The 15,303-nt window shown below is 31.9% G+C and carries 17 protein-coding genes; 7 read left to right on the top strand and 10 right to left on the bottom strand.

Features of this window, described 5'->3' with window-relative positions; all coding sequences use genetic code 11:
- The first annotated feature begins 46 nt into the window (after positions 1 to 46).
- From bamA to ELQ16_RS04135, 7 genes are read left to right on the top strand one after another with little or no spacing between them, the layout of a single operon-like run.
- Complete coding sequence (bamA, locus tag ELQ16_RS04165; RefSeq protein WP_134238312.1) at positions 47 to 2,263, top strand: outer membrane protein assembly factor BamA; 2,217 nt, start codon at positions 47 to 49, stop codon at positions 2,261 to 2,263.
- Positions 2,264 to 2,277: 14 nt separating this feature from the next.
- Positions 2,278 to 3,120 (top strand): acetyl-CoA carboxylase, carboxyltransferase subunit beta, encoded by an 843-nt coding sequence (gene accD, locus ELQ16_RS04160; RefSeq protein WP_134238311.1) that lies wholly within the window; start codon positions 2,278 to 2,280, stop codon positions 3,118 to 3,120.
- A 1-nt stretch (position 3,121) separates the two neighbouring features.
- The gene (locus tag ELQ16_RS04155) at positions 3,122 to 3,574 is read left to right on the top strand and encodes a 23S rRNA (pseudouridine(1915)-N(3))-methyltransferase RlmH (RefSeq protein ID WP_134238310.1); all 453 of its coding nucleotides are present in this window, start codon (positions 3,122 to 3,124) and stop codon (positions 3,572 to 3,574) included.
- An 8-nt stretch (positions 3,575 to 3,582) separates the two neighbouring features.
- Positions 3,583 to 3,945, top strand: a complete 363-nt coding sequence (dksA, locus tag ELQ16_RS04150) for an RNA polymerase-binding protein DksA (protein ID WP_134238309.1) — start codon at positions 3,583 to 3,585, stop codon at positions 3,943 to 3,945.
- Positions 3,935 to 4,918, top strand: a complete 984-nt coding sequence (locus ELQ16_RS04145) for a hypothetical protein (RefSeq protein ID WP_134238308.1) — start codon at positions 3,935 to 3,937, stop codon at positions 4,916 to 4,918. Before dksA ends, ELQ16_RS04145 begins: the two co-directional genes overlap by 11 nt.
- Entirely contained in the window at positions 4,915 to 5,832 is a 918-nt protein-coding gene (locus ELQ16_RS04140; RefSeq protein ID WP_134238307.1) for a tRNA-dihydrouridine synthase, read from the top strand. The genes ELQ16_RS04145 and ELQ16_RS04140 overlap by 4 nt, the downstream gene beginning before the upstream one ends.
- 13 nt (positions 5,833 to 5,845) lie before the next feature.
- The gene (locus tag ELQ16_RS04135) at positions 5,846 to 7,675 is read left to right on the top strand and encodes an aryl-sulfate sulfotransferase (RefSeq protein WP_134238306.1); all 1,830 of its coding nucleotides are present in this window, start codon (positions 5,846 to 5,848) and stop codon (positions 7,673 to 7,675) included.
- Here ELQ16_RS04135 and recO read toward each other — a convergent pair whose 3' ends face one another.
- From recO to tolB, 10 genes are all read right to left on the bottom strand, one after another.
- Positions 7,676 to 8,290 carry a recombination protein RecO gene (gene recO / locus ELQ16_RS04130; RefSeq protein ID WP_134238305.1) on the bottom strand — a complete coding sequence of 205 codons (615 nt, stop codon included), beginning with the start codon at positions 8,288 to 8,290 and terminating at the stop codon, positions 7,676 to 7,678.
- A gap of 8 nt (positions 8,291 to 8,298) precedes the next feature.
- Entirely contained in the window at positions 8,299 to 9,006 is a 708-nt protein-coding gene (locus tag ELQ16_RS04125) for a DUF2726 domain-containing protein (RefSeq protein ID WP_134238304.1), read from the bottom strand.
- 6 nt (positions 9,007 to 9,012) lie between these two features.
- On the bottom strand, positions 9,013 to 9,534 hold the full coding sequence (locus ELQ16_RS04120; protein ID WP_134238303.1) for a cysteine hydrolase family protein: 522 nt from the start codon (positions 9,532 to 9,534) through the stop codon (positions 9,013 to 9,015).
- Between the two features lie 18 nt (positions 9,535 to 9,552).
- Entirely contained in the window at positions 9,553 to 10,308 is a 756-nt protein-coding gene (locus ELQ16_RS04115) for an ATP-binding protein (protein WP_134238302.1), read from the bottom strand.
- The gene (gene pfs, locus ELQ16_RS04110) at positions 10,305 to 10,991 is read right to left on the bottom strand and encodes an aminodeoxyfutalosine nucleosidase (RefSeq protein ID WP_134238301.1); all 687 of its coding nucleotides are present in this window, start codon (positions 10,989 to 10,991) and stop codon (positions 10,305 to 10,307) included. The genes ELQ16_RS04115 and pfs overlap by 4 nt, the downstream gene beginning before the upstream one ends.
- Positions 10,992 to 11,912, bottom strand: coding sequence for an ACP S-malonyltransferase (gene fabD, locus ELQ16_RS04105; RefSeq protein WP_134238367.1), 921 nt, complete (start codon positions 11,910 to 11,912; stop codon positions 10,992 to 10,994).
- Position 11,913: 1 nt separating this feature from the next.
- Positions 11,914 to 12,486 (bottom strand): peptidylprolyl isomerase, encoded by a 573-nt coding sequence (locus ELQ16_RS04100; RefSeq protein WP_134238300.1) that lies wholly within the window; start codon positions 12,484 to 12,486, stop codon positions 11,914 to 11,916.
- A gap of 16 nt (positions 12,487 to 12,502) precedes the next feature.
- Positions 12,503 to 13,534: a tol-pal system YbgF family protein gene (locus ELQ16_RS04095; RefSeq protein ID WP_134238299.1), complete on the bottom strand. Its 1,032-nt coding sequence runs from the start codon at positions 13,532 to 13,534 to the stop codon at positions 12,503 to 12,505.
- Positions 13,531 to 14,031: an OmpA family protein gene (locus ELQ16_RS04090; RefSeq protein WP_134238298.1), complete on the bottom strand. Its 501-nt coding sequence runs from the start codon at positions 14,029 to 14,031 to the stop codon at positions 13,531 to 13,533. Before ELQ16_RS04090 ends, ELQ16_RS04095 begins: the two co-directional genes overlap by 4 nt.
- Before the next feature lie 66 nt (positions 14,032 to 14,097).
- Complete coding sequence (gene tolB, locus ELQ16_RS04085; RefSeq protein ID WP_134238297.1) at positions 14,098 to 15,303, bottom strand: Tol-Pal system protein TolB; 1,206 nt, start codon at positions 15,301 to 15,303, stop codon at positions 14,098 to 14,100.

The raw sequence follows: 15,303 nt of genomic DNA, 5'->3' as shown, positions 1-15,303 counted from the left end.
TTTTGCTATTATAGCGAGTTTATTAATCAAAATTAGGTAAGACATAATGAAAAAAATCTTAAATTTATGCCTATTATGTAGTATTTCTTCAGCTGCTGTTATAAAAGAAATTCGGTTTTCTAATCTTTCTTATCTTTCAGCAGAAACTGCGAGTCAAATTTCTGGCTTAAAAATTGGCGAAGAAATCGACGAAGCAAAAATCAATCAAGCTATTCTAAATTTATATAATCAAAATTATTTTAGCGACATTGTTGTTGAAGAAAAAAATGGAATTTTAAATTTTAAATTCACAGAAAAGCTTACTATTGCAAAAATCAATATTAACGGTATAGCATCAAATGACCGCAAACAAATTGATCAAGTTTTAGGCATCAAAAAAGGAATTTTATATGATGAAAATTCAGTCAAAGATGCCGCTGAAAAGATTAAAATGTTTTATGAGTCCAAAGGCTATTTTGATACCATAGTAGAAATAGAAAAAGAAAAACTTAGCAATTCTGAAGGTTTGGAATTAACTTTTATCGTAAATCGCGGCGAAAACATTACTATAGAGAATTTTTATCTTAGTGGAAGCGACAAACTATCTTATTCGGATATTGAACCTGCAGTTAGCAATAAAAAAAGAGAATTTATGGGTTGGATGTGGGGTAGAAATAGCGGAGAGTTGAAAATTTTTGATCTTGAAAATGATAGCTCTAGAATCGCTGATGAATACATGAAAAAAGGCTATCTTGATATTAAAGTTTCTCCTGCTTATCTTAAAACTTATACCGATACCTATAAGGCTGATTTGACTTATTATATCAAAGAAGGAAAACCTTATAAAATCAAAAGTATTTCTATCGAAAATCCTGTATTTAGTTCTGAAGAAAATATGCAAAAAGTGCAAGATTTAAAATCAAGCGTAGGTAAAACCATTAATATAGAAAAAGTCAGACAAGATATCAAATCCATAGAAACAGATACTGCAAACTTAGGCTATGCCTTCGTTCAAGTCATTCCCGATATTCAAAAAAATGAAATAGATAGTGAAGCGAGTATAATTTTTAGAGTTATTCCAAATGAAAAAGTTTTTATAAGAAATGTTATCATCTCAGGAAATTCAAGAACAGCAGATAAAATCATCAGACGCGAACTTTATCTTACAGAAGGAAATTTATACCACAGAAGTGATTTGACAGACTCAAGAAATGCTTTGAGGAGAACTTCTTACTTCGAAGATGTGAATATCAAAGAAGAAAGAGTGGATGACACTCACATGGATTTAATTGTCGAAGTTAAAGAAACTTCAACCGGAACCATATCGGGGGGTATAGGATATGGATCTAGTGATGGTTTGCTTTTAAATGCTTCTTTGTCAGATACAAATATTTTTGGCTCAGGCATCAAAAGCTCTATTAATGTTGATAAAGACGATGATATGCTCTCAGGGAGAATCAGCATAACAAACCCAAGAGTTAGAGACTCTAAATACAGTCTTGGCGGTGCTGTTTATGCCAATGACTACGACTGGGATAATTATTATGAAAAAAGTTACGGCTTTGAAATTACAGCAGGAAGATTGCTCACAAGACATCTTAGTGCAAGCCTTACTTATAATCTTGAACAAAGTGATATCTATCATCTTAGTGATACCTTGTTGCGTTCGGGCTACAAATTAGGTAAAAGCATTAAAAGCTCAATCATCCCAGCACTAACCTTTAATAATACAGATGATTATTATTTGCCACGATCAGGCATTATTGCATCAACAAGTCTTGAATTTGCAGGAGTTGGCGGAGATCAGCAGTTCTTATCTTCTAGTTCTAGTTTTAATTTTTACCAAGGTCTTGAAGAATATATAGGCTGGGATTTGATTTACCGCTATAAAGCTAATTTATATAAGGTCTGGGATCAAGGATACTTGCCAATTAACGAAAGATTTTATTTAGGAGGCATACGTTCTATTCGTGGCTTTGAAAGCCGTACTGTTAGCCCAAAAAACCAATGGGGAGATGAAATAGGCGGAACAATTGCTTTTGCAAACTCCGTCGAACTCAGCTTTCCGCTAATCAATCGTATTAAATTAAGAGGTAGTGTCTTTTTTGACTATGGTATGATAGGAAAAAGTAGAATTGATGAAATTCAACGCTACAGCACAGGTGTTGCACTTGAATGGATTACTCCAATTGGACCTTTGCAACTTGTATTCGCTAAACCTCTAAACGACAAAAAAGGCGATGATACCAATTCCTTTGAATTTATGCTAGGAACAAGATTTTAACAACAGGTGAATTTATGAATTTTGCAGACATTTTTTCAAAAATTAGACGAAAGCAATCCAGTCCTCATGAAGCTCCAAATCATTGGATTAAGTGCGGAAGTTGCCATTCTTTAATGTATTATAAAGAAATTGAAGCTTGTTTTAATGTATGTCCAAAGTGTGGTTTTCATATGAGAATTTCTCCTAAAAAAAGAATAGAAATATTAAGTGATGAAAATACCTTTGTTGAACATGATGTAAATTTACAAGCCATCGATCCGCTAAAATTTGTGGATAGTAAATCTTACAAAAAACGCTTAAGCGAGAGTTTTGAAAAAACTGGGCGCAATAGTGCTGTTATTAGCGGAGAATGCTTGATTAATGGACTTAAAATTCAACTTGTCGTATTTGATTTTTCTTTTATGGGTGGAAGTTTAGGGTCTGTTGAAGGTGAAAAAATCGTTCGTGCAGTCCAAAGAGCCATTACAGATAAAACGCCTCTTGTTATCATCAGTGCAAGCGGGGGTGCTAGAATGCAAGAAAGCACTTATTCTTTAATGCAAATGAGCAAAACAAGCGCTGCCTTAAAACTTTTAAGTAAAGAAAAACTTCCTTATATTAGCATTTTAACAGATCCTACCATGGGCGGGGTGAGTGCTTCTTTTGCTTGGCTTGGGGATTTAATCATCGCTGAACCAGGTGCCTTAGTGGGTTTTGCAGGCGCAAGGGTGATTAAACAAACCATAGGTGCAGATTTACCCGAAGGCTTTCAAAGAGCTGAATTTTTACTTGAACACGGTTTAATTGATGGTATTGTCGCAAGAAATAATCACAAGCAATATATCTATGATATGTTAAAATTATTTTCTAGGAATTAACTTGCAAATCAATATTTTCTCCATACAAAAAAATGATAAAGAATTTGATGAGCTTAAACATAAATACATCAAACTTTTAAAACCTTATGCTGTTGTAAATGATACTTATATATATAATAAACATATTACGCATGCTCAAAATTTAGGTGCAAAAGAAGCCAAAAAAAGCTATGGAGAAGCTTTAAATCCTTATAAAAAAGGTTTTTGCATAGTATTAGATGAAAATTCCAAAGAAGTGAATAGCATAGAATTTGCAAATTTACTCAAAGATAAAAATGAAATATCATTTTTCATAGGTGGAGCTTATGGCTTAAGTAAAGACTTTATTGCGAGTTTTGATTTGGCTATCTCTTTAAGCCGTCTTACTTTGGCACACAAATTTGTGAAAATTTTATTATTAGAGCAAATTTATCGTGGTTTTTGCATCAATCATGCACACCCATATCATAAATAGGAAAAAACATGGAAAAATCAAAACTTTCTTTTTTTAAGCAAATTTTAGAAGATAGAAAAATTGCTATTTATAATCACCTCAATGTCAATGTAGAAGAAATTGAATCTTTGCACAATAGCGAGCCTAGTGATAATGTAGATTTTTCATCTATCAATACAAGTTCTCAAATCGAACAAACCATCAACTCAAATTTAAAATTAGAATTAAGTGAAATTGATATCGCTCTTGCAAAAATTAAAGATGGAGAATATGGAATTTGCGAGTCGTGCAATGATGATATTCACATTGAAAGACTAAAGATTAAACCTCATGCAAGATACTGCATTAATTGCAGAGAAAATTTTGAAAAGGAAAGAAAATATGAGAATTAAATTATTTATTCTTGCAAGTTTAATTTATATTCTTTTATTAAGCATTTTTACTTTTAAACTAAATCTTGGTAATTACACGCTTAGTCTTGGTGCCAATGCTTTTGATTTACCTGTGGTTTTATGGCTCATTTTGCCTGTGCTTATATTTTTCATTTTTACCCTTTTACATATGAGTTTTTATAGTTTTTTAAAATATATTAATTTTAAAAATTTTTCCAAAGACGCACAAAAATTTGCAATATTTATTGAAGATTTACTGCTTGAAAAAGACAGTAAAATTAAATTTAAAACAAAAGAATTTCAAAACAGCGCAGAACTTGTTATAAGTTTAAAAAAAGCTCAAAAAGCTCAAAATTTTGCAAAAATCAATGAAATTTTAGATATTTTAGAAAAGCTGCACAAAGGCGAATATCTCGATCTTAAGAAATTTAAGTTAAATCAAGACAATCCTCTATCAATTTTAAATGAAAAAAATCTCATTTCAACAGATATTCACTACGCTTTTAATAAAATTAAAGGCAAAGATGAAAGCAAAAATGATCTTGATGTTCTTGCTTTTAATTGTTTGCTAGAAAAAGGCGAATATGCACAAATAAAAACTATTAAAATTCAAAAAAATTCTGGACAAATTATCAATCTCATTAAGCGCTTTAAAGCTGGAAATTTAGACTTAAATGCTGCAGAATTTGAAGTGCTTTTAAGTCATTCAAATTTAAATGAAAAAGAATATTTAGAAGTTGCAAAGATGAGCGTTAAACTTTTAAACCCTGATGCGATTTTAGGAATTTTTACTAAGATTAAAAATGAAAAAAACGAAGCTTTAAGGGCACATTTATATCTTTTGGCTGAATTTGGACTAATGGAAGATTTAAGAGAGCAAATCAAAGATGAAGCAAAATTTAGCGATTTTAAAGCCTTTTTAATACTGCGTGAAAAAAATATCAAAATCGATTTAAACCAACTCATACAATGATAAATTTTAGCGAAAAACCTTTATTTTTAGCACCTATGGCAGGTTTTTCTGACTTGCCTTTTCGCAATGTGGTAAAAAAATTTGGTGCAGATGTAACCATAAGCGAAATGATAAGTTCTAATGCTCTAGTTTATGAAAGTTCAAAAACTCTACATATGCTAGAAAGAGCCGAGCTTGAAAGTCCTTATATCGTCCAAATTGCAGGCGGTGACAAGGAAGTATTAAAAAAAGCAGTTAAAATGCTAAATGAGATGGATTTTGTTGATGGGATTGATTTTAACTGTGGTTGTCCTGTAAATAAAGTCGTTAAACAATGTGCTGGTAGCGCTTTACTAGAAAATTTAGAACTTTTTAAAAGTCTTGTAGGAGTGATTAAAGAAAATAACAAAAAAAGCCTTACAAGCGTTAAATTTCGCCTTGGATTTAATGAAAAATACCCTGAAAAAATGGCTAAAATTTGTGAAAGTTTGGGGGTAGATTTTATAAGCATTCATGGACGCACAAGAAAGCAGCTTTATAGTGGAAAAGCTGATTATAAATCCATTGCTAGTGCTAAAGAAAGCGTGAAAATTCCCGTTGTTGCAAATGGTGATATTAACGCACAAAATGCCACGGAAGTCTATGAAATCACAAAATGCGATGGACTGATGATAGGGCGTGCAAGCGTTGGAAATCCTTGGATATTTTATGAAATTAAAAGCGGTAAAAGCGTAGATGAGAATTTAAAAAAACAAATCATACTCACACATTTTGATGAAATGATTAAGCATTATAAAGAGCAAGGTGTAAGCATATTTCGCAAGCATTTGCACGAGTATTCTAAAGGCCACAAAGACGCTTCAGCCTTTAGAGATAGCGTGAATCGCATTGATGATGCCAAAGAAATGAGAAAAAAAATAGAAGATTTTTTTTAACAAAGGAGAAAAAATGAAATATTTTATCATTTGCATTTTGCTAATTCCTAATTTATTATTAGCTTTGGGTGGGGCAAGTGGAACCAAAACCAACTGGGAAATTCAAGGCAAAATTGGCGCCATTAAGCTAAATCCCTACGGTTTATCGCCACTGACTGCAATCATTACCAATGGCGGATATGAGTTAAGTGATATTAAAGTAAGCATAGTTCCAAAACCCAATGGACAAGCACTCGATTATAATGTGAGCGATCAATTGGCCAAAACCCATGGCGGTATTCCTATTTTTGGTCTTTATCCTTCTTATACTAATACAATCAAAGTAAGTTATACAAAAAAATTTGCAGGAAAAAGCGAAAAAATAAATGATGAAATTTATAAAATCACAACCGCTGGTATTACCCTTGAACCAAGCGGAATTATGGCTCAAACAGGTATTCCTTTTCAAAGCGTAAAGATTTTAAAGCTTGAAAAAGAATTTAAAGACAGGCTTTATCTAGTCAATAATGTCCCCGGAAAACAACTCTCCAAAGGTTCGCAAAGTGTTTGGAATAATCCAATCGGTGGTGCTATGGAATGGGATGAAAACTCCAATGTTTTTATCATAGATACAATGGGAGAAATTCGCTGGTATTTCGATCATGATAAATTAATGGATTGGGATAATATTTATAAACGCGGCATTATGATGGGTTTTAGGCAAAATGAAGATGGGGCACTGACTTGGGGATTTGGACAAAGATATGTGAAATATGATGTTTTAGGACGTGAAATTTTCAACCGCAAACTTCCTTTAAACTATATCGATTTTTCACATGCCCTAGATACCATGCCAAATGGGCACTACCTTTTGCGCGTTGCTTCGGTCAATGTTTTGCGTGAAGATCTTAAAAATGTTCGCAGTGTTAGAGATGTGATTATTGAAATTGATGAAAATGGCAATGTAGTGGATGAGTGGAGATTATTTGAAATTCTTGATCCTTATCGTAGCACTATTATCAAGGTTTTAGATCAGGGCGCAGTATGTCTTAATATAGATCCTAGTCAAATTGGCAAAACCCTTAGCGAAGCCGATTTAGTTAAAATGGATACAGAAGATAAATTTGGAGATATTGCAGGCGTTGGAGTTGGAAGAAACTGGGCTCATGTTAATAGTATTGATTATGATCCAAGCGATGATAGCATCATCATCTCAAGCCGCCATCAAAGTGCAATTGTAAAAATTGGACGCGATAAAAAAGTCAAATGGATACTTTCAGCACACAAAGGCTGGAGTGATAAATTCAAACCCTATTTGCTCAAACCTATAAATTCGCAAGGCAAAAGCATAGAATGCAAAGATGATTTTAGCAAATGTCCTGGTTTTTTTGATGCAAAAGGCGGTTTTGATTTTACTTGGACTCAACATACAGCTTGGAGAATAGACTCAAAATCAGATAAAAGATATATCTATATCACCGCTTTTGATAACGGAGATGCTAGAGGAGCAGCGCAGGCTATTTTTGCAGATGAAAAATACAGCCGTGCAGTGGTTTATAAAATCGATCAAAAAAATAAAACCGTAGAGCAAATTTGGGAATATGGCAAACAAAGAGGCAAAGAGTGGTTTTCTCCTGTGACTTCGCTAAGCGAATATCAAAAAGATAAAAATTCGATTTTTGTGTATTCAGCCACAGCAGGAATGAATTTTGATCTAAAAAATGGAAAAAGTATTGGTGAAGCTAGACCTGAGATTGATGAATTTAAATGGGGCGCAAAAGAACCTTCTGTACAAATTCAATTTTTTGGCACAGGTATGGGCTATCAAGCTATGCCTTTTGACTTAAATAAAGCTTTTAAATAATCACAAACCTTCTTTAATGATGAGATAAAGTTTTTCTATCTCATCATTATCAAAAATCGCACTATTTTTGTTTGTATAAAATTCTATTAATTTTTTTTGCCCAAATTTATAACTAAAAGCACAATGCTCATGTGCGGGTAAAAATGCCCTTAAAAGTGTGATATCGCCTTGAATTTTTTCATCGCAAGCAAAACATATGAAATCTTTATGAAGTCTTCCTTCAAATTCTAAAATTTTAAGGTAAGCGTCTACAATCACGCGTTTTGGATTTTGTTTTTTAAAACGCTTTATACACTCTTCTAAAAGCTCAAAATAAAAACCATCTAAATGCTCCACATCTTTTAAATGCCAATAAAAAAGTCTAATAAATTCTTGCCAAAAAAACATTTTTTCTCTATCTAAAATCCACTCAAAACCTATATGCAATACATCTTTTAATCTTGGTAAAAATCTAGAACTTTCCTCTAACTCAAAGTCAATCTTATAACCACTTAAAATACTAGAATGCCTCATACCATAAAATCTATAAGATTTAATCACACTCTTAGGACTTAAAATATACACGATTAAATCTTCATCTTTTACGCTTTGCGTGTGGAGTATAAAGCCTTGCATAATTATTTTTAACTTGAAAATGCTTCTAAATTTGATTTTAAAATTTTAGCAAAAATATGGATTTTGATTTTAAGTTTTTCTTCATCAATAAAGTATTGATTCTCCTTACAGACATCGTTTGCCTCTAAAATAAAAAATAAAAGTCCCGCTTTTATGATAGCTTGTTTTTTAATCTCATCATTTTTTTTAATTTTTTCTACATTATCAAGATCTGACTTGTCTCCATAATGCCCACCACCATTAAATTCTAACACCGCAAAAGGCTTGGTTGTTTTGTTTTTAAAATCTTTAATCACAAACAAAAAATCAATTATTAAATTTGAATAAGCCTTCCAAACTTCGCTTTCTTCTTCGTTTTTTAAAAAACTTTTGAGTGAAATTTGCGGAAAAACAATGAAATTATTCTTAATATCTTCACAAAAAATCAACTCTTTGTAAATCATAAATTCTTGCAAGCCCATTAATTTATCACTAGCCAAGATGTTATGATTTTTAATTAATTCTAACTTGCATTCTTGGCTTTTTTTATATTCTATTTCTTCATCTTCTTGTCTTTTTTGCTCTAAAAAAAAATGATTTTTAAGTTTTCTTTCTTGTTCTTTCTGACTTTGTTCTAAAATGATTTTATTTAAATTCTGGTTTGTTTTTTCTTTGTTATAATTTATAAAAAGCAAAATAAAAATAATGATAAATAGTATTATTATAAAAAATATCATTTAACCTCACACTAGCTCAACACCATAAGCTTTTAATAAATCAAAGGCTGATTTTTCCAAATTTTCATCAAAACTTGCACTTAAATTTTGATGGAGCACAAGCCTTGCATTGGGCTTTGCGCTAAAAGCTAAAATGATGTTACAAAATACACAAATATGTGAAACAAGTCCAGCAAAATAGATTTCTTCATATTCACTTTTTGCAATAAAATTTGCAAATTCTAAACTTCCAAAAGTATTTTTATAAAAAATTTTATGTGCTTTTTGCAAAAAAGGTTCAAAAACTTCTGGCATTTGCCAACCAAAACTTTCTTTTATGCAGTGTTTGATAGGCAAATTTATGCCCTCTTTGCTCTTTAAATAATTTTCATCGTGTGTATCATAGGTAAAAAGCAAATGCGTGGTATTAAAATCAAGTTTGCTAAGCTCATTAATGATATTTTCTTTAATTTCTAAAGCTTTTTCAAAACCCAAACTTCCATCAACAAAATCATTTTGATAATCTATCACAACAAACGCTTTTTTCATTTCAAATCCAAAAGAAATTTAATTATTATTTAGCCAAAAACTCTCGGTGTGTAAATTTGAGAAAGCGGTTTTTAGACTTGTAAAAAGTTTAGGATGTTCTTTTTCTAAATTAGCTAAAAGTTGCTTTGCTTCTTCTCTTGCATGTGGAAATTTGACATTTTTTTCACTTAATTTCATACCTGGACAAAATTCATTTCCTATTACGCTAAGCTCATTTTGCGTGGCATTATCTCTAAGCTGTCTTTCACGCACAAAAATCAAAGGACGGATCACTGTAATACCGCGTTTACTTTTATATATAGGCGCTAGAGTTCTTAAAGCTCCATTGTGGATAAAATTCATAAAAAAACTTTCCGCTGCATCGTCTAAATGATGTGCAATAGCCAGTTTATTAAAACCTTTTTCAAGCGCGTAAGTATATAAAGCTCCGCGACGCATTCTTGAAAAATAACTACAAAAACTCGAATTTTCTCTTATCGTATCGCCTGAAACTTCATAAATATTAGAATCAATTATGCTGTGCTTAATGCCATGCTCTTCACAATGTGCATGAAGTGCTGAATAATCCTCGCCCATACCATAGCTTAAAGTTGCTGCTTCAAGCTCAAATTTAAAAGGAGCATGAGCTTGCATTCTTTTTAAAAGATGAGCCAAAGCTAAAGAATCTTTTCCGCCGCTAAGCCCTAAAAGGACTTTATCTCCGTCTTTTATAAGATTAAATTTCGCATTAGCCTGTGCGACTTGGCGTATTAATTTCTTACTAAGATTTATCATAATTTCTCACACATCTTAAGTACAAAATTCGCTGAAATTTTAGCAGAATTAATCACGAATTCATCAAAATCAAATTCAGCCTTTTCTCCAGCCTTATCACTCATCGCTCTTAAAATAAAACAGGGTACCTTTAAAGCATCACATACCAAAGCTACACTAGCACCTTCCATTTCACAAGCATCGGCATTAAAAATTTCTCTGATTTTTGCTTTTTTGGCTTCATCGCAAATAAATTCATCGCCTGTTGCAATAATTCCTGCACGAAGTTTTATATTTAACTCTTTTGCTACTTCTAGGGCAAGATTATTTAATTTATCATCTGTTTTAATAAAAATTTCATTTCCCGGAACAAAACCCAAAGGATGACCAAAAGCTGTAATATCAAGATCGTATTGTACTAGTTTGGTTGCATAAAGTAAATCACCTATTTCAAGCTCTGGATTAAAAGCTCCTGCAACTCCGGTAAAAAGTAAAACTTGTGCACCAAATTTTTCTATCATCACACTAGCGCTTAGAGTTGAATTTACCTTGCCTATCTTAGAATAAGCAAGAATAAGTTCGTGATTTTTATAATTTGCAAAATAATAAGTATTATTTGCGTGTTCTAATTTTGTATAATCTTTTAGCGTTTCAAGCAAAGGGGTAATCTCTTCGCTCATTGCACCTAAAATCGCTATTTTCATTTATAAAACCTTTAAAAATTCATCAATATCATTTAAATTTGTCAAAGAATAAGTTTCTTTTGCGGTGATTTTTTTATTTAAACCCTTAAGTACACTTGCACCAAATTCCACAAAAAAATCCACTTCCTCTTCGTAAGCTTTAATACTCTGTTTATAAAGCACAGGAGAGATGAGTTGTGCTTTTAACAATAAAAGCGCTTCTTCCTTGCTTGTGTAAGCCTTTGCATTTGCATTAGAAATTACGGGATTAAAATTTGTTTTTAATACCTTTTCAAGTTCTACGCAAAGCTTAGCTGAAGCATTTTCTAAAAGCGGACAATGGCTTGCAACACTCATATTTAAAAGCATAGCTCTTTTAGCGCCTGCTAATTTAAATTCACTTTCAAAGCTTGTCAAATCAGCCCTTAAGCCTGCTGCTACAATTTGTCCATCGCAATTATAATTGGCTGCAAAAATTTGCTTATTTTTATCTCTAGCTTTCTTACAAAGCTCTTCTACCTTGCCATCATCAAGTCCTAAAATCACCATCATACCCGCTTCAACTTTTGCGCAATCTTCTTGCATAAATAATCCTCTTTTATTCACAAGCAAAATGCTTTCTAAAAAATCAAACGCACCACTAATTGCCAAAGCTGAAAATTCACCCAAAGAATGTCCTAGTGCAAATTTAGCTTTTAAATCAGGTTTTTTTTCTAGTAAAGCAGTATAAGCCATAAGAGAATTTAAAAGTATAGCAGGTTGAGTGAATTCGCTTTTATTTAAGTCTTCATTTTGAGTAAATAGTAAATTTTTAAAATCAATTTTACACAAATCACTTGCATTACCTAAAAGTTCTTTTGCGCCTTTAGAGTTTTCATAAAAATCTTTACCCATGCCAAGACTTTGAGAGCCTTGACCTGGAAAAATAAATGCGGCATTCATCTTAGTGGCAACCGCAACCACCGTGTCCGCCACCACCGCAGCATCCACCACCGCCATGCCCGTGATGATGATCATGTCCATGTCCGCTTCCACAACCGCAACTTCTGCTTCCTGCTATAATGCCTGTAAGAATTTCATCTTCGCTTGCAGCTCTAGCATCTACAATGTTTAGAGAAAATAGTAAGTCGCGTCCTGCATAAGGATGATTATAATCAATTGTTACATCGTTTTCGCCGATTTCTTTTACACTCACACGAACGGTTTCGCCATTTTCGCCCTCTCCAAAAAGCTCCATGCCTATTTTTAAATCAATGCCAGCAAATTGCTCTTTTGGCAAAGTTTGGATCGCATTTTCATCGTATTCGCCTAAACCCTTATCTTTTTTAATGATAACATCAGCATTGCTAGGACAATCAAGCTTCATCACTTCTTCTTCCAAACTTTCTAAAATTTGTCCTTTACCTAAAATAAATGAGATAGGTTCTGCATACAAATTTGATTCTAAAACCTCATTAGTATTTGCATCTTTTAATTCGTAAAACATCGACACTACACTATTTTTTTCTATAGCCATTTTTTCTCCTTACTTTTTATTTTCTATCTGGGGAAGCTTTTGCTTCAGGTGATTTTGGATAATTAGTTTTTAGAGCTTTATAAAAGCTATTTGCATTTTGAACATCACCAATTTTATCTAACGAAATAGCTGTATGATATAAAAGCTTTGGAGTAAAACTATTTTTTGAACTAATCATAGAGCTTTTTTTATAATAAGTAATAGCCTCATGATAATTTCCTTGCTTATATTCAATTTCTCCGAGATAAAAATTTGACTCAGAAGGTTTGTGTTTATAAACAATTAAAAGTTCAAATTTTTCCTTAGCTTCTTTAAATTTTGAATCTTCAACCTCTCTAATAGCAAGTTCCATAATTTCTCTTGGGGTCTTTTGCTTCCAAGAATTATCCACCACAGGTGCTTGATAAGATTGATTTAGATTTTCTTGTGTAACATTATTTTCAACCAAAACATCTTGTGATGCACTTGTATTATTAGAATCTTCTAAAATTCCGATTTGCGAAGTAATATTTTTATCAGAAATATTAACTACTGGCTTTACTGTTTGGTTAGAAGTAATGGTTGTTTTAATATTTGTACTTTGATTAACATCAACTTTTTTTGACATATAATTACTATTAATAGAATCCACAAGCTGACTAAGCTCCATAAGAACTTTTTTAAACTGTTGATTATTTGCTTCTTGAATTCTTCTACTTTCTTCAACATAAATTTTTAAATTCTGAATTTCTTGAGATAAATTTGCATCATTACTGCTTAAATTTGCATCTTCTATCCTACTAAGACGCACATCTGTTTTTGCATATTGCAAGTTAATACCTTCGATAATACTCTGCAAACCATCTATTTTTTCACTCAAAATATTAATTTGCGAATTAACTTGGGAATATCCATTATCTAAAATATCTAATTTCTCTTTAAATACTTTTTCGTTAGGCGTTAAACCATAAGGCGATGAATTTTGCAAATTTCCTGCATCAAAAGCTGAAGTTTCTGCATAAAGAAGTGTAGCTCCAAAAAGAGCTACTGCTAAAATATACTGTTTCATTTAGCTAAAACAAACTCCGCACGTCTGTTTTGTGCATCACAAGACTTAGTTCTATCTGTACATACTGGATTAGTTTCTCCATAGCTTTTTACTGCAATTCTGTTTGCATTTACGCCTTGAGAAACTAGAGATTCTTTAACCGCTTTAGCTCTTTTTAATCCCAAAGCTTGATTATACTCATCTGTTCCCCATTCATCACAATTGCCTTCAACTGTGATTTGTGCTTCTTGCACTTCATTATTAAAAATATTTGCATTGTTTCTTACAACCGAATACATATCAGCTCTAACATTAAATCTATCAAAATCAAAATAAACTTTTCCTAAAGTATTATTTAATCTATCAATCTTAGCATCGATATTCTCAAATTTATCAGCTCCACCTGTTCCACGTCCAGAACTTACATCAGAACCACCACTTACACTAGCGCTTTTTGAACTACAACCACTTACAATAATTGCAAATGCTGCAACAGAAGCAAAAAGAATTTTTTTCATTTTGTAAACCTTTCAAAAATTTAATTTCCAAAGATTATAACCGAATTTATTTAAAATTAAGTTAAACTACCAGTCAATAGACTGAATTTTTCCAACTTTAAGAGGAAAATAAAATGTTTTATTAGCATTTACCCTAATCACTCCCAATGCGCTTTGAGAACCTAAAAATTTGATAAAAACTATACTTCCACCATCACTAGAAAATCTTGGAAAAATATTTTCCCCATTTGCGGTCAATTGTCTAATGTAATCACTTTTTGTTGACATTAAATAGATATTAAATGTTCTATTTTTTCCTTCCTCTCTACTTGAATAAACTATATAATCTTTATAAGTCGAAACTGCGGAATTATTACGTCCATGAAAAACAACCTGCTGAGCTACACCATTATCTAAACCTTGTATAAATACATTCGGATACCCCAGACGATCGGAAATAAATACAAACTGGGTGTCATTTTCTATAAAATTTCCATTCACATCAATACCAGAAAAGTTAGTTAATTTTTTTGTTGTCTTTTTGGTCAAATCATATAAATAAACATCGGGCTGATCTTCAGGAGCCATAGTGATAAGAATTTTTCGTCCATCTTCACTTACATCAGAAGCAACAATCATTCCGCCACTAGATAAAATTTTTGCAATTTTATTGGTATTTAAATCATAACGATAAAGAGTTGGAACTTTATGATCATAAGCAGTATAATAAAAATAACTTTGCTCTTTATCACCCCATTTAGGAAACAAATTCAAGCCACCATCTACAACAATTTTTTGATAAGTTAGAGTATAATCGGCCATAATAATTTGACTGCGTTTTGAAGCATTTGTTCTTGCAATTAAAATTTTATGATCCATCCATTCGACTGGAGCAAGCCCCAAAACATTTACAGAATCTTTAACACCCTTATGTGCTAAAAAAGGATATTGCTCTATGGCGGGCAAAGAATAATTTTGATTTGATTTATATGTCCCGCCTGCTTTAATTTTTACATTAAGACTAAGTTTTGAATTTTCTTTAGACAAAGCATATTCAAAAACATAATTAGCCTCTTCATTGCCTTCATTAACAACTTCAAAATTTGAGCTAACTTTTAAATCGTTGATCAAAATATTATAAAAACTCTTTTTCAAATTTAAATCATCAAGAGTTGAGTTATCTCTAACAATAATTTTAGGCAAAGCTACATTTTCATTTACTATAGAGATAGTTGCATCTTCTGCTAACAACAAAGATGCCAAAAATAAAAACAAACTTAAAAATTTTTTCAT

The sequence above is a fragment of the Campylobacter sp. US33a genome (genome assembly GCF_004378855.1).
Taxonomy (GTDB): Bacteria; Campylobacterota; Campylobacteria; order Campylobacterales; family Campylobacteraceae; genus Campylobacter_D.
Note: the sequence above shows the minus strand (reverse complement) of the source record. Positions and strands in the feature narration are given on the sequence as shown.